This is a genomic window from Aquamicrobium defluvii (genome assembly GCF_004363725.1).
In the GTDB taxonomy this organism is placed as follows: domain Bacteria; phylum Pseudomonadota; class Alphaproteobacteria; order Rhizobiales; family Rhizobiaceae; genus Mesorhizobium; species Mesorhizobium defluvii.
Genome location: NZ_SNZF01000048.1, coordinates 1 through 16,826 on the forward strand (window position 1 = coordinate 1; position 16,826 = coordinate 16,826).

Annotated in this window: 16 protein-coding genes; 11 read left to right on the forward strand and 5 right to left on the reverse strand. The window is 63.6% G+C overall.

Features of this window, described 5'->3' with window-relative positions; all coding sequences use genetic code 11:
* Nucleotides 1-170: 170 nt before the first annotated feature.
* The 5 genes from hydA to DES43_RS21120 are packed head-to-tail and all read left to right on the forward strand — an operon-like array spanning nt 171 to nt 5,495.
* On the forward strand, nt 171-1,622 hold the full coding sequence (gene hydA / locus DES43_RS21100; protein WP_035033412.1) for a dihydropyrimidinase: 1,452 nt from the start codon (nt 171-173) through the stop codon (nt 1,620-1,622).
* Between the two features lie 46 nt (nt 1,623-1,668).
* The gene (locus DES43_RS21105) at nt 1,669-2,505 is read left to right on the forward strand and encodes an ABC transporter ATP-binding protein (RefSeq protein ID WP_051520860.1); all 837 of its coding nucleotides are present in this window, start codon (nt 1,669-1,671) and stop codon (nt 2,503-2,505) included.
* 8 nt (nt 2,506-2,513) lie between these two features.
* Nucleotides 2,514-3,392 (forward strand): ABC transporter permease, encoded by an 879-nt coding sequence (locus DES43_RS21110; RefSeq protein WP_035033414.1) that lies wholly within the window; start codon nt 2,514-2,516, stop codon nt 3,390-3,392.
* Nucleotides 3,389-4,504, forward strand: a complete 1,116-nt coding sequence (locus DES43_RS21115) for an ABC transporter permease (protein ID WP_035033417.1) — start codon at nt 3,389-3,391, stop codon at nt 4,502-4,504. The genes DES43_RS21110 and DES43_RS21115 overlap by 4 nt, the downstream gene beginning before the upstream one ends.
* 25 nt (nt 4,505-4,529) lie before the next feature.
* Nucleotides 4,530-5,495, forward strand: a complete 966-nt coding sequence (locus DES43_RS21120) for an ABC transporter substrate-binding protein (RefSeq protein WP_035033420.1) — start codon at nt 4,530-4,532, stop codon at nt 5,493-5,495.
* Nucleotides 5,496-5,794: 299 nt separating this feature from the next.
* Here the strand turns inward: DES43_RS21120 and DES43_RS21125 are convergent, their stop codons facing one another.
* Nucleotides 5,795-6,253: an Lrp/AsnC family transcriptional regulator gene (locus DES43_RS21125; protein ID WP_035033423.1), complete on the reverse strand. Its 459-nt coding sequence runs from the start codon at nt 6,251-6,253 to the stop codon at nt 5,795-5,797.
* Nucleotides 6,254-6,388: 135 nt separating this feature from the next.
* Between DES43_RS21125 and DES43_RS21130 the strand changes: the two genes are divergently transcribed.
* Nucleotides 6,389-7,672, forward strand: a complete 1,284-nt coding sequence (locus DES43_RS21130; protein ID WP_035033426.1) for a cystathionine gamma-synthase family protein — start codon at nt 6,389-6,391, stop codon at nt 7,670-7,672.
* A gap of 251 nt (nt 7,673-7,923) precedes the next feature.
* Nucleotides 7,924-8,199 (forward strand): hypothetical protein, encoded by a 276-nt coding sequence (locus DES43_RS21135; protein WP_035033428.1) that lies wholly within the window; start codon nt 7,924-7,926, stop codon nt 8,197-8,199.
* 222 nt (nt 8,200-8,421) lie between these two features.
* Here the strand turns inward: DES43_RS21135 and DES43_RS21140 are convergent, their stop codons facing one another.
* Nucleotides 8,422-10,071: a thiamine pyrophosphate-binding protein gene (locus DES43_RS21140; RefSeq protein ID WP_035033452.1), complete on the reverse strand. Its 1,650-nt coding sequence runs from the start codon at nt 10,069-10,071 to the stop codon at nt 8,422-8,424.
* Nucleotides 10,072-10,103: 32 nt separating this feature from the next.
* Nucleotides 10,104-11,051, reverse strand: coding sequence for an alpha/beta fold hydrolase (locus tag DES43_RS21145; RefSeq protein WP_035033430.1), 948 nt, complete (start codon nt 11,049-11,051; stop codon nt 10,104-10,106).
* Nucleotides 11,052-11,317: 266 nt separating this feature from the next.
* Between DES43_RS21145 and ettA the strand changes: the two genes are divergently transcribed.
* Nucleotides 11,318-12,967 (forward strand): energy-dependent translational throttle protein EttA, encoded by a 1,650-nt coding sequence (ettA, locus tag DES43_RS21150; RefSeq protein WP_035033455.1) that lies wholly within the window; start codon nt 11,318-11,320, stop codon nt 12,965-12,967.
* A 59-nt stretch (nt 12,968-13,026) separates the two neighbouring features.
* A complete protein-coding gene (gene tam, locus DES43_RS21155; RefSeq protein WP_133676222.1) occupies nt 13,027-13,797 on the forward strand; it encodes a trans-aconitate 2-methyltransferase in 771 nt (256 codons plus the stop codon).
* A gap of 9 nt (nt 13,798-13,806) precedes the next feature.
* On the opposite strand, the gene DES43_RS21160 is transcribed toward tam, so the two are convergent.
* Together DES43_RS21160 and tsaA are read right to left on the reverse strand one after the other, a co-directional pair.
* Nucleotides 13,807-14,121, reverse strand: a complete 315-nt coding sequence (locus DES43_RS21160; protein WP_035033438.1) for a DUF2293 domain-containing protein — start codon at nt 14,119-14,121, stop codon at nt 13,807-13,809.
* A 2-nt stretch (nt 14,122-14,123) separates the two neighbouring features.
* A complete protein-coding gene (tsaA, locus tag DES43_RS21165) occupies nt 14,124-14,624 on the reverse strand; it encodes a tRNA (N6-threonylcarbamoyladenosine(37)-N6)-methyltransferase TrmO (RefSeq protein ID WP_035033441.1) in 501 nt (166 codons plus the stop codon).
* 121 nt (nt 14,625-14,745) lie between these two features.
* Between tsaA and DES43_RS21170 the strand changes: the two genes are divergently transcribed.
* Nucleotides 14,746-15,759 carry an ArsR/SmtB family transcription factor gene (locus tag DES43_RS21170; RefSeq protein ID WP_035033444.1) on the forward strand — a complete coding sequence of 338 codons (1,014 nt, stop codon included), beginning with the start codon at nt 14,746-14,748 and terminating at the stop codon, nt 15,757-15,759.
* Complete coding sequence (gene metF, locus DES43_RS21175; protein ID WP_035033447.1) at nt 15,759-16,676, forward strand: methylenetetrahydrofolate reductase [NAD(P)H]; 918 nt, start codon at nt 15,759-15,761, stop codon at nt 16,674-16,676. The genes DES43_RS21170 and metF overlap by 1 nt, the downstream gene beginning before the upstream one ends.
* Nucleotides 16,677-16,826: the final 150 nt, after the last annotated feature.

Here is a 16,826-nt window from a genome sequence, read left to right on the forward strand (position 1 = left end):
CTGTCGCACAACGAGGCCGAGGACATCTCGAAGGAATGGGCCGCCGCCGGCGCCGACGTCCTCCTCCATGCCGTCATCGATACGGCGGGGATTGTCGAATGAATTGAATCGCATGAACCGAATGCTTAAAGCCGCTCGTCAAAGAAGCGGCAGCAACAAGGGGAACCAGGATGACAAGAGTAATCAGAAACGGCACTGTCGTAACCGCTGACCGCACCTGGAAGGCGGATGTGCTCATCCGGCACGGCAGGATCGAGGCCATCGGGACGGACCTGCATGGCGACCACGAGTTCGACGCCACCGGCTGCTATGTGATGCCGGGCGGAATCGATCCGCACACCCATCTCGAAATGCCCTTCATGGGCACCTATTCCGCCGACGATTTCGAAAGCGGCACGCGTGCGGCGGTGGCCGGCGGCACGACGATGGTGGTCGACTTCTGCCTGCCGGGGCCACAGCAGTCGCTGCTCGAAGCCTTGCAGATGTGGGACAACAAGACCTCGAAGGCGGCCTGCGACTATTCCTTCCACATGGCCATCACCTGGTGGGGCAAGCAGGTGTTCGACGAAATGGCGCAGGTGGTGGACAAGGGCATCCCCTCGTTCAAGCACTTCATGGCCTACAAGGGCGCGCTGATGGTAGACGACGACGAGATGTATGCCTCGTTCCAGCGCTGCGCGGAACTTGGCGCGCTGCCGCTCGTCCATGCCGAGAACGGCGACGTGGTGGCCGCGCTTTCGCAGAAGCTGCTTGCCGAGGGCAATAACGGACCGGAGGGCCACGCCTATTCGCGTCCGCCGGAAGTGGAAGGCGAGGCGACCAATCGCGCCATCATGATCGCCGACATGGCGGGCGTTCCGCTCTATGTGGTGCATGTGTCCTGCGAGCAGAGCCACGAGGCGATCCGCCGTGCGCGCAGCAAGGGCATGCGCGTCTATGGCGAACCGCTGATCCAGCACCTGACGCTGGATGAAAGCGAGTATTTCGACAAGGACTGGGACCATGCCGCGCGCCGGGTGATGAGCCCTCCCTTCCGCAACAGGCTGCATCAGGATTCGCTGTGGGCCGGCCTGCAATCGGGCTCCCTGCAGGTGGTGGCGACCGATCATTGCGCTTTCACCAGCGAGCAGAAGCGGTTCGGCGTCGGTGACTTCACCAAAATTCCCAACGGCACCGGAGGTCTGGAGGACCGCATGCCGGTGCTGTGGACGAGGGGCGTGAACACCGGGCGGCTGACGATGAACGAGTTCGTCGCGGTCACCTCCACCAACATCGCCAAGATCCTCAACATGTATCCGAGGAAGGGCGCGATCGTGGAAGGGGCGGATGCCGACATCGTGGTGTGGGACCCGAAGCGGAAAAAGACCATATCTGCCGCCGGCCAGCAGTCGGTGATCGACTACAACGTCTTCGAGGGCATGGAGGTGGCCGGCCTGCCGCGCTTCGTCTTCTCGCGCGGGGAACTCGTCGTTCAGGAAAACGAGATGAAGACGAAGCCCGGCCATGGCCAGTTCGTGGCGCGCGAGCCAAACGCGGCGCCGAACCGGGCGCTCTCGACGTGGAAGGAGATCACGGCGCCGCGCCGGATCGAGCGCAGCGGCATCCCGGCCACAGGGGTGTGAGGCCCATGGCAGACGACAGGAATAATCGGGGAAAGGCACAAACTCCATGAATGCGATAGCCAGCCACAAGCCAGCCCCCGCACTCCCGGTCACGCAAAGCGGCGTTGCCGATGTGGTCGCCGCCAGCAAACTCGGCCTTGTCTTCAACACCAACGATGGCCCGGTGCAGGCGCTCAGCAATGTCGACCTCACCATCGGCAAGGGGGAATTCGTTTCGTTCATCGGCCCTTCGGGCTGCGGAAAGACCACGCTGCTCAGGGTGATCGCCGATCTGGAAAAGCCGACCTCCGGCACCATAATGGTGAACGGCATGACGCCGGAGCAGGCGCGCGAGCGCCGCGCCTATGGCTATGTGTTCCAGGCAGCCGCGCTGTTTCCATGGCGTACCATCGCAGACAATGTGGCCCTGCCGCTGGAAATCATGGGAATTTCCAAGGCCGAGCGGGCCGAGCGCATCAGGCGCACGCTCGAACTGGTCAATCTCGCCGGTTTCGAGAAGAAATATCCGTGGCAGCTTTCGGGCGGCATGCAGCAGCGCGCCTCCATTGCCCGTGCGCTCGCCTTCGACGCCGACCTGCTGCTGATGGACGAGCCTTTCGGCGCGCTGGACGAGATCGTCCGCGACCATCTCAACCAGCAATTGCTGGAGCTATGGGCGCGCACAAACAAGACGATCTGCTTCGTCACCCACTCGATCCCGGAGGCGGTCTACCTTTCCACCCGCATCGTGGTGATGTCGCCGCGCCCGGGCCGCGTCACCGACATCATCGACACCAATCTGCCGCGCGAGCGGCCGCTCGATGTCCGCGAAAGCCCGGAGTTCCTGGCCATCGCAGCGCGGGTGCGCGACGGCCTCAAGGCCGGCCACAGCTACGAGGACTGAGGGCCGGCATGGACAGTTTTCAATCCAAAATCGTCCCTGTCGGCACGCTGCTGGCCATTCTGGTGGTTGCCTGGTACGCCTTCGCGGTGGTGCTGAACGGGCCGTTCCAGCGCGATCTCGACCGCCGCGCCGGCGAGACGCCCGGCCAGCTCGAATTCCTCATGCGCACCTGGTCGCAGCCCAAGCCGACGCTGCCGGCCCCGCATCAGGTGGCGCAGAACTTCTACAAATCCACCTTCACGGTGAAGCCGTGGAGCAACCGCAGCCTCATCTACCATGCATGGGTGACGCTTTCGTCGACCTTCGTCGGGTTCGCTTTCGGGGCCGCGCTGGGCATCCTGATTGCCGTCGGAATCGTGCATTTCGCCTCGCTCGACCGCAGCCTGATGCCGTGGATCATCACCTCGCAGACCATCCCGATCCTCGCCATCGCGCCGATGGTGGTGGTGGTGTTCGCCTCCATCGGCATCACCGGCCTGTTTCCGAAGGCGCTGATCTCGACATACCTGTCCTTCTTCCCCGTGGCAGTCGGCATGGTGAAGGGGCTGCGCTCGCCCGAAGTGATGCATCTGGACCTGATGCGCACCTATAACGCCACCCGTCCCCAGGTGTTCTGGAAGCTTCGGGTTCCCGCGTCGCTGCCGTTCCTGTTCGCGTCGATGAAGGTGGCGGTGGCGGCAAGCCTCGTCGGCGCCATCGTCGCCGAATTGCCGACCGGTGCGGTCGCCGGCATCGGTGCGAAACTCCTGAACGGAGCCTATTACAGCCAGACCATCGACATCTGGGCGGCGCTGGTGGCCGGCTCGCTGGTCGCCGTCATGCTGGTGGCGCTGGTGGGGCTTGCGGGACGGATCACCGACTACGCCATGGGCGGGAGGCCGGCATGAGGGCGTCACTTCCATGGCAGATCGCGCTTGCGCTTCTGGCGGTCGTCACCGGCGGGGTCCTGCAACTGGCAACGGCCCCGGGCGGCGGCCCCGGCAATGTGTGGCCGGCGCTCGGACTTGTGGCGCTCGCGGCGGCCGGAACCCTGACCATGGGCGGCAGGCCGGTGGCGCAGGCCGTGCTTCTCTTCATTGGCGCGCATGGGGCGGCATGGCTGCTGCTCAGCGGTGTTGCCGGCCACGAAGGGCAGGCGGGGGCTTCCTTCTATCTGGCGCTTTCCGGCGCATGGCTGCTTGCCTGGCGCTGCGTGACGGTGCTTTCGATGCTGAAACCCGCTTCGCCGAACGAAAAGAGGCTGCTTGGGCTGATCATTCCGCTGATCTTCGGTGCCTGGGTGCTCATCCTGTGGGAGGCGATCGTGCGCGGCGCGGGGATTCCCTTCCTGCTCCTGCCGCCGCCCAGCGCCATCGCCGAACGCATCGGAGTCTCGACGGCGGTGCTCGCCGCCGATTTCAGGCAGACGGTGCTGAAGGCGGTTCTGGCCGGCTATATCATCGGCTGCGGCGCCGGCTTCATCGCGGCCATCGCCGCCGATCGTTTCGTGTTCCTGCGGCGCGGGCTTCTGCCCATCGGCAACATGGCGGCGGCGCTGCCGATCATCGGCGTGGCACCCATCATGGTCATGTGGTTCGGCTTCGACTGGCCTTCCAAGGCGGCGGTCGTGGTGATCATGACCTTCTTCCCCATGCTGGTGAACACGGTGGTGGGGCTTTCCGCCTCGGGGCATATGGAGCGCGACCTGATGCGCACCTATGCGTCCGGCTACTGGCCGACGCTTTTCAAGCTTCGGCTGCCGGCGGCTATGCCCTTCATCTTCAACGCGCTGAAGATCAACTCCACACTGGCGCTGATCGGCGCGATCGTGGCCGAGTTCTTCGGCACGCCGGTGGTGGGCATGGGGTTCCGCATCTCCACTGAGGTCGGGCGCATGAACATCGACATGGTGTGGGCAGAAATCGCGGTGGCGGCGCTGGCCGGCACGCTGTTCTACGGGGTGGTGGCGCTGGTGGAGCGCGCCGTCACGTTTTGGCATCCGTCTATCCGTGGTGGCTAGGCGGCTCTTTCAGAGGGTGAGAACAATGAGAAAAATGCTCGTATCATTGCTGGCGGGAGCCATGTCGCTGGCGGCGGCCCAGGCCATGGCTGCCGACAAGGTGGTGCTGCAACTCAAATGGGTGGCGCAGGGCCAGTTCGCCGGCTACTTCGTGGCCAAGGAACAGGGTTTCTACGAGGAAGAGGGGCTGGACGTCGAGATCAAGAACGGCGGGCCGGACATCGCCCCCGAGCAGGTGATCGCCGGCGGTGGCGCCGATGTGATCGTGACATGGATGGCGGCCGGACTGGCGGCGCGCGACAAGGGCGTCAAGCTGGTCAACATCGCCCAGCCCTATGCGAAGTCCGGCCTCCAGCTCATTTGCCCGAAGGATGGCCCGGTGCAGACGGAAGCCGATTTCAAGGGGCATACGCTTGGCGTCTGGTTCTTCGGCAACGAATATCCGTTCTATGCCTGGATGAACAAGCTTGGCCTGCCCACCGAGGGCGGTCCCGATGGTGTGACCGTGCTGAAGCAGAGCTTCGATGTGCAGCCGCTGATCCAGAAGCAGGCGGATTGCATCTCGGTGATGACCTATAACGAATACTGGCAGGCCATCGACGCAGGCTTCAAACCGGAAGATCTGGTCGTGTTCAACTACACCGAACTTGGCAACGATCTGCTGGAAGACGGGCTCTATGTCATCGAGGACAACCTCAAGGACCCGGCTTTCGAGGACAAGATGGTGCGCTTCGTGCGCGCTTCCATGAAGGGCTGGAAATATGCCGTCGACAATCCGGAAGAAGCGGCGGAAGCCGTGATGGAAGCCGGCGGGCAGGATGAAAATCACCAGCAGCGCATGGTGGGCGAGGTGGCGAAGCTGATCGGCGACGGCAAGCTCGATCCGGTCGTCTATGAGCGTACGGCCAAGGCGCTGCTCGACCAGAAGATCATCACAAAGGAGCCGGAGGGAGCCTTTACGACGGCGATCACCGACAAGGCGCTGCAGTAACGCCAACCGGCTCTACATGAAACGAAAGGGGCGGGAAACCGCCCCTTTCCTGCGTGAATCTGTCGTGCACGCGCAGCAAATGCCTGAAGCATGTCGCCCGAAAGCGGGAACCTGTTTCGGAACAGCGGCATATGTGAAAACAAGAGCTTAAAGCATCAGGCGCGAATCCGGAGGATCGCGATGCGCATTAGATCATTTCGTCGTTTCACGGAATCGATGAAATGATCTAAATGTTTGTTTATACTGCATTTATGCGACGCCGAATGTTTCCATTCGGCTGCAAAATGCTCTGGCCGGCATCAGATGCGCCGCTCCTTGATGGTGTTCATGATGAAGCTGGTCTCGATCGAGGCGACGCATTTCAGGCGCGCGATCTTCTCCTTGATGAAGCGCTCATATTCGCCAAGGTCGCGGGCGGCGACTTTCAGCATATAGTCACGCGAGCCGGTGACGAGATGGCATTCCAGCACCTCGTCCCAGCCGCGCACGGCCTGTTCGAACATGACGATGTCGTCCTCGTTCTGCTGGACGAGGCGTATGGTGGCGATGGCCGTCATGGTCCAGCCCCAGGCTGCCGGATCGACCAATGCCGTGTAGCCACGGATGACGCCCGTTTCCTCCAGTCGCCGCACGCGGCGCAGGCATGGCGACGGCGACAGGCCGATGCGTTCGGCCAGCTCGATATTCGGCAGGCGTCCATCGGCCTGCAACTCTCTCAGTATCTTGCGATCGAAATCGTCGGCAATTTTCTGCGTCATAAATGAAGGTCATTGGATATGGATTGCGCCATATCAGCCACGATTGATCGAAAATAGCAAGGATTGAGCCTCCCGCTTGCGCTAGATTGCGCAGCAGACTGAAAAAGGGCCGCAAGGCCATTTCCGGGGATCGTCATGACAGCGCCAAAACCCTCCAGAACACATATCGGCAACCACAAGCTCCATCCTGAAACCATGATGCTGAGCTACGGCTTCGATCCGCTGCTTTCGGAAGGGGCCGTGAAGCCGCCGGTGTTCCTGACCTCGACTTTCGTGTTCCGCTCGGCGGAGGAGGGGCGCGATTTCTTCGACTACACCTCAGGCCGCAAGGAGCCGCCGCAAGGCACGGCCGCGGGACTGGTCTATTCGCGCTTCAACCACCCCAACAGCGAGATTGTGGAAGACCGGCTTGCCGTTTACGAAAACACGGAAAGCTGCGTGCTGTTCTCGTCGGGCATGTCGGCCATCACCACGGCGATCCTGGCCTATGCGCGGCCCGGCGATGTGGTGCTGCATTCGCAGCCGCTTTATGGCGGAACGGAAGTGCTTCTGGCGCGCACGCTGGCGGGGCTCGATATCGGTGCCGAGGGCTTTTCGGACGGTGTGAACGGCGATGCGGTGCGCAAGGCGGCGAGGGCCGCTGCCGCGCGGGGCAGGGTTTCCGTCATTCTGGTGGAAACGCCGTCAAATCCGATCAACAGCGTCATCGATCTTGCCCTGATGAAGGCGGTTGCCGACGAGCTGGAGCAATCGCAGGGGCACCGCCCGGTGGTGATGTGCGACAACACGCTGCTCGGCCCGGTGTTCCAGCGCCCGGTCGAACTCGGCGCGGATGTCTCGCTCTATTCGCTGACCAAATATGTCGGCGGCCATTCCGACCTGATCGCCGGCGCGGCGATGGGCCGGAAGGAGGTCATCAGGCCGATCAAGGCCCTGCGCGGGGCTATCGGCACGCAACTCGACGCACATTCGTGCTGGATGCTCGGCCGCTCGCTGGAAACGCTGGCGCTGCGCATGGAGAAGGCCGACGCCAATGCGAGGATCGTGGCGCAATTCCTGCGCGATCACGCCAAGGTCGAAAGAGTTCACTACCTGCCGTTTCTCGAGGCCGAAAGTCCTTCGGCGAAGGTGTTCCGGGCCCAGTGCACGGGCGCGGGATCGACTTTCTCCTTCGATATTCGCGGCGGGGAGAAGGCGGCTTTCGCCTTCCTCAATGCGCTGCAACTGTTCAAGCTGGCCGTCAGCCTCGGCGGCACGGAATCGCTGGCCAGCCACCCGGCGGCGATGACCCATTCGGGGGTTCCGCTGGAGGTGCGCCAGCGCATCGGCGTGCTGGACACCACCATCCGCCTGTCGATCGGGGTCGAGCATCCCGACGATCTGGTGGCCGATGTGGCGCAGGCGCTGGCGACGGTTTGATCGCCGAAAACGGCTCGCCGGTTTTTGGCAAGCCTTTTTCCGGCTTCGCGCTTCTCGCTAAGGCGGCAACCGCCGCGCCGGTGAAAGCCGGCGCGCATTTCGGCTTTGGGTCCCGCTCCCGGGAGGGGGGGCGACGCCTGCGGGCGACTTACCTCTGCCCGTTTGCATGAACATGGACTGAATGCCGCCTTCAGAACAGGTTCAAATGCCGCCGGGCATCCTTCCAGCATGTTCAACGGGAGGAATTGACAATGACCATCAGAAACATCGCCAGGGCTGCTGTCGCATCTGCACTGCTTCTTGCATCGGTCTCCGGTGCCTACGCCTACTCGATCCATGTTCTGAACGGCGTCTACACGATCAAGTGCGAGAACGGCGTGACATCGACCGGAACCACATTGCAGGTGTCGCACGCCCAAGCAGCCTATTTCTGCAAGGTGCGGGGCAGCAGCATGACAACGGACAAAGGTGACATTGCGCCGAAAGCGGCGGCGACGCCGACGAAGCAGATGGCGCCCGGCCGCTGAGCAACCGGCTTGCCCGCAATGAAACCCCGTCTCAAGGCGGGGTTTTTTGCCTGAGGCGGACGGCAGGAGAAAGCAGCCGTCAATGTCACCGTCCAAGGCGGCTGCTTTCGCCAGCAAGGCACCTGAAGCAGTGCCCGGCCAGATTCCCGGGCGCACCGGCTTGGACGATGCCGCGATGCGGCTGCCGGAGCGTTTCGATCCACGCTCCGGCCAGAAAGCCGCCTATCGCTTCTCGCGGATGTCGGTGAGCGTGCGGGCGGGGGTGATGGCTTCGGGATCGAGCCTGATCTCGATGATCGCCGGCTTGCCGCTCGCCCTTGCGCGCTCGAAGGCGGGCGCGAAGGCATCGGTGGTCTCCACCGTTTCGCCATGCCCGCCGAAGGCGCGCGCATAGGCGGCGAAATCCGGGTTCTTCAGGCTGGTGCCGGAAACGCGGCCCGGATAGTCCCGCTCCTGATGCATGCGGATCGTGCCGTAGATGCCGTTGTTGAGAATGACGACGATGACCGGCAGGTCGTATTGCACGGCCGTGGCGAATTCCTGCCCATGCATCAGGAAATCGCCGTCGCCGGCCCATACGATCACTTCGCGCTCCGGAAACAGGCTTTTTGCGCCGACGCCGGCCGGCACGCCGTAGCCCATGGAGCCGGAGGTCGGCGCGGCCTGCGTGTTGTAGCGGCGGAAGCGATGGAAGCGGTGCATCCATGTGGCGAAATTGCCCGCGCCGTTGCAGATGATCGCGTCTTCAGGGAGCTCGCCTTCCAGATAGTCCATGATCGGACCCATCCGCACGGCGCCGGGGCCGGTCTTGGGCGGGGTGGACCATGCAAGATAGTCGGCATGACGCTGCTTCGTCTCATCCGCCCACACAGGTGCCGCCTTCGGCCTGCGGCCGGCGAATGCCTCGACGAAGGCGGCGGGCGAGGCATTGATGGCAAGGGTCGGCCGGTAGACGCGGCCCAGCTCGTTGGCGTCGACATGGACATGGACCAGCTTCTGGTCCGGATAGGGGCTCTTCATCAGCGTGTAGTCGGATGAAGGCATCTCACCGAAGCGGCCGCCGACGAGCAGGATGAGGTCTGCCTGTTTGATGGCGCTGGCGAGTTTCGGGTTGAGGCCGATGCCGACGTCGCCGGCATAGTTCTCATGCAGATGGTCGAACAGCATCTGGCGGCGGAAGGAGACGCCGACCGGAAGCGCCCAGTTTTCCGAAATGCGCTGCATGCGCGCGACCGCTTCGTCGCTCCAGCGGGTGCCGCCGAGAATGACGAACGGGCGTTTTGCCTCACCCAGCAGCTTTTCCAGCTCGTCCAGTTCCGCGTCGCCGGGCCGCGTCTCCACCGGCGTGAAGGGCAGGGCAGCCGGGGCGTCGACCTCGGAAACCAGCATGTCCTCCGGCAGCGAAACGATGACTGGGCCGGGCCGGCCGGAGGTGGCGACGGCGAATGCGCGCGTCACCAGTTCGGGAATACGGGCGGCGTCGTCGATCTCGACCACCCACTTGGCGATGTCTCCGAAGAAGGCGTGGTAATCGACCTCCTGAAACGCCTCGCGGTACTTCGCATGGCTGGCGATCTGGCCGATGAACAGGATCATCGGGATCGAATCCTGCATGGCGATATGGACGCCGGCCGAGGCATTGGTGGCGCCGGGGCCGCGCGTGACGAAGCAGATGCCCGGCCTGCCGGTGAGGCGGCCCTGACAGTCCGCCATCATCGCCGCGCCGCCTTCCTGACGGCAGACGATGGTGCGGATGCTGGAATCGTGCAGCGCATCGAGCACGGCGAGATAGGATTCGCCCGGAACGCAGAACACGCGGTCCGCGCCATTGGCCTCAAGCGCCTCGACAATCAGCTGTCCACCGGTTTTCATTGCGATCATTGCTCCAGTTCAATCGGAAATTTTCATGCTTGGGGAAGGCTGAGCGGGCAGACGCGATCCAGCCATGAAGCGAAATCGGCCATAACGACATCGCGGTTGATTTCGTTGAGGCTTTCGTGGCGGGTGCCGGCATAGGTGGTGGCCGTGACGCTGGAAAAACCCATGGCCCGAAGGCGGGCGGCGAGCTTTCTCATACTTTCGCCGCCATTGGTGGCGGGGTCTTTTTCCCCGCCCACCAGATAGAAGGGTAGCGCCCTGCGAATGTCGGAAAAGCCAGAGTCGTCCGCGCCGTTTGCGGCAAGGCGGAACAGATCGAACCACAGCGAGACCGATCCGTTCCAGCCGCAGAGCGGGTCCGCCATATAGGCGTCCACCTCGGCCGGATCGCGCGACAGCCAGTCGAAAAGCGTGCGATGATCGGGAACCGCCTTGCCCCATGCTTCGAAGGTGAGCTTCGGCATCATGCGCGAGGGCACGTCGGAACCGAGGCGGAAGCGCTCCCAGGACAGGATCGCCCTGGCGGCGAGCGCCGGCAGGCCGGACTGGAAATTCGAGTTCCATACGGATGCCGCGTGAACGCGGTTCGAATGGCGCAGCACATAGTTCAGGGCAATCATGCCGCCCATCGAATGGCCGAAGACGATGACCGGCAGATCGGGATGCTCGCCGGCGATCAGGTCGTGTACGGCATCGACGTCCGAGATGACCTTGTCGACGCCATCGCGTTCGGCAAAGCGGCCGATTGGCGCATCGGGCGCGCGGGTGAAGCCATGACCGCGATGGTCCTGCGCATAGACATGGAAGCCTCGCGCCGACAGGAACTTCGCGAACCCGGCGTAGCGGGCGGCATGCTCGGCAAGCCCGTGATTGATCTGCACGACGCCGCGCGGCTGAGCGCAAGCCGGCTCGATATACAGGTTCAGCGCTGCGCCGCCTGGCGCAGAAAGGGTTCGCCGGCTGTTGAAGCTCATTTCGGTCGTTGCCCGCCCTTGTTGCACCATCTGCGGCGCTGCCCTGCCTGCGGCGGCAATCCGGCACAGCGCCTGTTGCGTGCATAAAAGCTTCTACGTGCAACAAGCGCAATCGGCTCATGATGAATTCGCATGGGGTCATGCGCGACGGAGGATGACCGGTGCCGCCCGTGGCCGGGCGAAGCCGCGGTGGGGCATTGCCCCGGAGGGGTCTTTCGCCTACATAGCGGCCAACCTCCGATCACGAATTGTTCAAGGAAGAGCGCGTGGCACGCCAGTTCATCTACCATATGGCCGGCCTCAACAAGGCCTACGGCACCAAGAAGGTGCTGGAGAACATCCATCTTTCATTCTACCCGGACGCCAAGATCGGCATTCTGGGCCCGAACGGCGCCGGCAAGTCGACCATCCTGAAGATCATGGCCGGCCTCGACAAGGAATATACCGGCGAGGCATGGCTGGCCGAGGGCGCGACCGTTGGCTATCTCGCGCAGGAGCCCAACCTCGATCCGAACAAGACGGTGTTCGAGAACGTCATGGACGGCGTCGCCAGGAAGACGGCCATCATCGAGCGCTACAATGAGCTGATGATGAACTATTCCGACGAGACGGCGGACGAATCCGCCCATCTTCAGGACGAAATGGACCGGCTGAACCTCTGGGATCTCGAACAGCAGGTCGAGATGGCCATGGATGCGCTGGCATGCCCGTCCAAGGATGCGGACGTGACCACGCTTTCGGGCGGCGAGCGCCGCCGCGTCGCGCTGTGCCGCCTGCTGCTGGAGGAGCCGGACCTTCTGCTGCTCGACGAGCCGACCAACCACCTCGATGCCGAAACGACCTCGTGGCTGGAAAAGCATCTGCGCGCCTACAAGGGCTCGGTGCTGCTCATCACCCACGACCGCTACTTCCTCGACAACGTCACCGGCTGGATTCTCGAGCTGGATCGGGGCCGTGGCATCCCATACGAGGGCAACTACACCAAATATCTGGAAGCCAAGGCCAAGCGCCTCAAGCAGGAGGGCCGCGAGGACGACGCCCGCCAGCGCGCCATCAGCCGCGAGCGCGAGTGGATCCAGTCGAGCCCGAAGGCGCGCCAGACCAAGTCCAAGGCGCGTATCAAGGCATTCGAGGATCTGCTGACGGCAGCCGATTCACGCCGCCCCACGGACACCCAGATCGTCATCCCGCATGGCGAGAGGCTGGGCAATGTGGTCATCGAGGTCGATGGCCTGTCGAAGGGCTTTGGCGATGAGCTGCTGATCGAGAACCTGTCGTTCAAGCTGCCTCCGGGCGGCATCGTCGGCGTCATCGGCCCCAACGGCGCCGGCAAGACCACGCTGTTCCGCATGATCACCGGACAAGAAAAGCCGGATGCCGGCACGATCCGCATCGGCGAGACGGTCAGGCTCGGCTATGTCGACCAGAGCCGTGATGCGCTCGATCCCAACAAGACCGTGTGGGAAGAGGTCTCGGGCGGCGCCGAGGTGGTGAAGCTCGGCAAGTTCGAAGCCAACACCCGCGCCTACTGCTCGTCCTTCAACTTCCGTGGGCAGGACCAGCAGCAGAAGGTGGGCAACCTTTCGGGCGGCCAGCGCAACCGCGTGCATCTGGCCAAGATGCTGCGCAACGGTGGCAACGTGCTGCTGCTCGACGAACCGACCAACGATCTCGACACCGAGACGCTGGCCGCGCTTGAAGATGCGCTGGAGAACTATGCCGGCTGCGCCGTCATCATCTCGCACGACCGCATGTTCCTCGACCGTCTGGCCACGCACATCCTCGCCTTCGAGGGCGACAGCCATGTCGAATGGTTCGAGGGCAACTTCGAGGACTACGAGCAGGACAAGATCCGCAGGCTCGGTCCCGAGGCGGTCAATCCGCACCGCATGACCTACAAGCGCCTGACGCGCTGATTTCTGTCTTGAACGCCCCGCCCAGTGCGGGGCGTTTCGTTTCTGTCCCGGAGGAATGCATGAAGGACTGGTCCGCCGCGCAATATCTGAAGTTCGAGGACGAGCGCACGCGTCCCTCGCGCGGCCTCTTGGCGCAGGTGCCGGCGGTCGAACCAGAACGCGTGGTGGATATTGGCTGCGGGCCGGGAAATTCGACCGAGTTGCTGGCCGCGCGCTGGCCACAGGCTGAAGTCAGCGGCATCGACACCTCGCCGGACATGCTGGACAAGGCCCGCAAGCGCCTGCCGGGCCTTCACTTCGATCTGGCCGACGCCGAAAGCTGGGTGCCTTCGCAGAAGGCGGACGTGCTGTTTGCCAATGCCGTATTCCAGTGGCTGCCAAACCATCCGCAGGTTCTGGTTCGGCTGATGGAGCAGCTTGTGCCGGGCGGCACGCTGGCCGTGCAGATGCCGGACAATCTCGGCGAGCCATCGCACCGGCTGATGCGAGAGACGGCGGCGGAAATGCCTTTTGCGTCGAAGATCGCCGATGCGGCGCGCGATCCGCTGCCGCCGGTCCGGCTTTATTACGACCTGTTGACGCCGCTGAGCGCGCGCCTCGATATATGGCACACGTTCTACAACCACCCTCTGGCCGGGCCGGATGCGATCGTCGAATGGCTGAAATCGACCGGCTTGAAGCCGTTCATCGATCCGCTGGAAGAGGATGAGCGGCAGGCGTTTCTTTCCCGCTATCTGGAGAAGATCGCGGCCGCCTATCCGCCAGCCGCGGACGGCAAGGTGCTGCTGCGTTTCCCGCGCCTGTTCATCGTGGCGGTGCGTAAGGGCTGATGCCGGAGCTCAAACGTCGTCGTCGTCCGGATCGAGCAACCGCGTGGCACGCCATTTCGTCAGCCACGCGTTGATCTCGTCGACGACGAAGAAACGGGCCGAATCGCGATCGTAGCCTTCGGCCAGCAGCTTCTCGTAGTCCGTGTGGGCGTGGCGGATATGGGCCACCGTTGCCAGCCAGACCGCGATGGAGGCGGGCAGGGCCTTCAGGTGCGGCGCGCCGGCGTCTGTCCGGATCTTCTCTATATCGGCATAGGGCGCCATCGGCAGCAGCACGGTGAGCGCTTTGGCGATGGACTTCTGCCGCCCGGTGGAACGGTTCACATTCAGTCCTTCTGCGGGATGGCGGCGTCCGCGATGGCGTCGACCGACGGGAAATAAGGCTTGATGTCGAGCACCGGCGTGCCGTCGAGCACGTCGATGGCGTCGAGTTCTATCGTCCCGGCACTCCGGTCGATACGGACGATCCTTGCCGTATGAAGACCGACAGGGTTGGGGCGGGCGGGCGAGCGAAGCGCGAAAACGCCTTTGGCTTCAGGTGCATGGCGCGGTTTTTGCACGATCAGATTCCGCGGGGAATGATGCAGCCATGTCAATATGTGGATGTGGCTGTAGTTCTCCAGTCCGGCCAGCCCTTCCCGATAGGCGGGGTCGAGCGTGAGGCGGGCCGGGGCATTGCGCTCGCGCGCCTGCCGCATGTTTTTAGGGCAATCTTCTCTCTCCACCCATGGCGAAGAGATATGGCCGATGAAGACGACATGTCCGTCCGGCTTCATTCCGGCAGGGTCGTCAGCCAGTCTTCGCTCACCGTCGCGCGGTTCAAACATCCGTGCGGTCCCCGTTCATCCACAGGCCCGACATCCCGGAAATCACCCATTGCAAATTTGGCGAGAATGACATAAACATATCTTTATATCTTTCTTGTTGTTACTCGGAGAGAGCCTGGGCATGAACGTCGCGCTCGATACGATGGTAGATACATTGAAGGCCGCTGCCGAATCCAGCCGGCTGCGCATTCTGGTTCTTCTGGCACGGGGCGATCTTACGGTTTCCGACCTGACCGAGATTCTCGGCCAGTCGCAGCCGCGTGTGTCGCGGCACCTGAAGCTCCTGATGGAGGCCGATCTGATCGGCCGCTATCAGGAAGGCTCATGGGCCTTTTTCCGCCTTTCCGATCAGGACGCGGCGCGCGGTTTCGTGCTGCGGCTGATTGCGGGTGTCGACCCTGCCGATCCGCAGATCGAGCGCGACATGGAGCGGCTCGCTACCGTCAAGCGCCGCAGGCAGGAGAGGGCGACGGAGTATTTCTCCCGCAACGCCGCGAGCTGGGATGAAATCCGCTCGCTGCATGTGCCCGACAGGGCGGTCGAGACGGCGCTGCTGGAACTGGTCGGCAAGCGGCCGTTCCAGTCCATGCTGGACCTCGGCACCGGCACCGGGCGTCTTCTGGAGATTCTTGCGCCGCTCTACCGGCGCGGCGTCGGCATCGACATGTCGCGCGAGATGCTGGCGGTGGCGCGCGCCAACCTGGACCGCGCCGGCGTTACCAATGCGCAGGTGCGGCAGGGCGATATCTTCGCGCCGCCGGTGGAGCGCGACGCCTACGACCTCGTGACCATCCACCAGGTGCTGCACTATCTCGACGATCCCGCACGCGCCATCGCCGAGGCGGCGCGTCTGCTGCGTCCGTCGGGACGGCTGATCATCGTCGATTTCGCGCCCCACACGCTGGAATTCCTGCGCGAGGAGCATGCGCACCAGCGTCTCGGCTTTTCCGACCGCCAGATCGGGGAATGGTTCACTGAGGCGGGACTCGACCTCGAAAGCAGCCAGGAATTCGAGCCGAGCGGCAACAACGGCGCCCGGCTGACGGTAAAGCTCTGGCTCGGCCGCGATCGCCGCCTGCTGATCGCAGATCCCGTTGAAACATTGCAAACCGCCCAGTTCGGGGAAGTCGCCTGATGAGTCAGTACCGTTTTTCGCGTCGTCCCGATATCGGCGAGGGCATTCGCGTTTCCTTCGAGTTCTTCCCCCCGAAGAGCGACGAGATGGAAACGCGGCTGTGGGATACGGTCACACGTCTCCAGCCGCTCCAGCCGCATTTCGTGTCTGTGACCTATGGGGCGGGCGGCTCCACCCGGGAGCGCACGGCGCGCACGGTGGCCCGCATCCTGCACCAGACGGACCTTTCGCCTGCCGCGCACCTGACCTGCATCGATGCCTCGCGCGACGAGGTCGATGCGGTGATCCGGCAGTTCGCGGACCTCGGCGTGACGCGTTTCGTCGCGCTGCGCGGCGATCCGGCAACGGGGGTCGGCACCGGCTACCAGCCGCATCCCGACGGATATGCCAATGGCGCGGAAATGGTGGCGGCGCTGCGCCGGCAGGGCGATTTCGATATTTCCGTTTCGGCCTACCCGGAAAAGCACCCGGAGAGCCCGGATTTCGCCACCGATATCGACATGCTCAAGCGCAAGGTCGACAATGGCGCGACGCGGGCGATCACCCAGTTCTTCTTCGACAACGACATCTATGAGCGCTACGTCGAGCGGGTGCGCCGGGCCGGCATCTATATCCCCATCGTTCCCGGCATATTGCCGGTTCACAACATCGTGCAGGTGGCCAATTTCTCGGCCCGCGCCGGCGCGCATGTGCCGGCATGGCTGCGCGAGCGCTTCGCCGGGCTGGAGAACGATCCGCAGACCCATGCGCTGGTCGCCGCCGCCATCGCGGCCGAGCAGGTGCACGACCTGATCGAGCGCGGGGTGGGCGATTTCCACTTCTACACCATGAACAGGGCCGATCTGGCCTATGCCGTGTGCCACATGATCGGCATCCGCCCCGGTTCGAACGGGGGCGAGAAGTCGGCTGCGGCCTGATGAGACCTGTGCGCGGGTAGCTGTGGACGGCATTTGCTGTTTGTGATTCGCTCTTCTTGAACGAGAGATTGAGGGCAGCGATGGCACGGCGGCGGATTGGTCAGGAAAGTTTCGGGTTTGGCGACTTTCGGGCGCGCCGCCAGTCATCGT

Excerpts from the sequence above, each read along its gene's own strand:
- DES43_RS21145 (WP_035033430.1), bottom strand. The coding sequence starts at position 11,051 with ATGAGCTTCAACAGCCGGCGAACCCTTTCTGCGCCAGGCGGCGCAGCG.
- DES43_RS21110 (WP_035033414.1), top strand. The coding sequence starts at position 2,514 with ATGGACAGTTTTCAATCCAAAATCGTCCCTGTCGGCACGCTGCTGGCC.
- DES43_RS21115 (WP_035033417.1), top strand. The coding sequence starts at position 3,389 with ATGAGGGCGTCACTTCCATGGCAGATCGCGCTTGCGCTTCTGGCGGTC.
- DES43_RS21125 (WP_035033423.1), bottom strand. The coding sequence starts at position 6,253 with ATGACGCAGAAAATTGCCGACGATTTCGATCGCAAGATACTGAGAGAG.
- DES43_RS21140 (WP_035033452.1), bottom strand. The coding sequence starts at position 10,071 with ATGAAAACCGGTGGACAGCTGATTGTCGAGGCGCTTGAGGCCAATGGC.
- metF (WP_035033447.1), top strand. The coding sequence starts at position 15,759 with ATGAGTCAGTACCGTTTTTCGCGTCGTCCCGATATCGGCGAGGGCATT.
- DES43_RS21130 (WP_035033426.1), top strand. The coding sequence starts at position 6,389 with ATGACAGCGCCAAAACCCTCCAGAACACATATCGGCAACCACAAGCTC.
- DES43_RS21120 (WP_035033420.1), top strand. The coding sequence starts at position 4,530 with ATGAGAAAAATGCTCGTATCATTGCTGGCGGGAGCCATGTCGCTGGCG.
- DES43_RS21135 (WP_035033428.1), top strand. The coding sequence starts at position 7,924 with ATGACCATCAGAAACATCGCCAGGGCTGCTGTCGCATCTGCACTGCTT.
- tsaA (WP_035033441.1), bottom strand. The coding sequence starts at position 14,624 with ATGTTTGAACCGCGCGACGGTGAGCGAAGACTGGCTGACGACCCTGCC.
- tam (WP_133676222.1), top strand. The coding sequence starts at position 13,027 with ATGAAGGACTGGTCCGCCGCGCAATATCTGAAGTTCGAGGACGAGCGC.
- DES43_RS21170 (WP_035033444.1), top strand. The coding sequence starts at position 14,746 with ATGAACGTCGCGCTCGATACGATGGTAGATACATTGAAGGCCGCTGCC.
- DES43_RS21105 (WP_051520860.1), top strand. The coding sequence starts at position 1,669 with ATGAATGCGATAGCCAGCCACAAGCCAGCCCCCGCACTCCCGGTCACG.
- hydA (WP_035033412.1), top strand. The coding sequence starts at position 171 with ATGACAAGAGTAATCAGAAACGGCACTGTCGTAACCGCTGACCGCACC.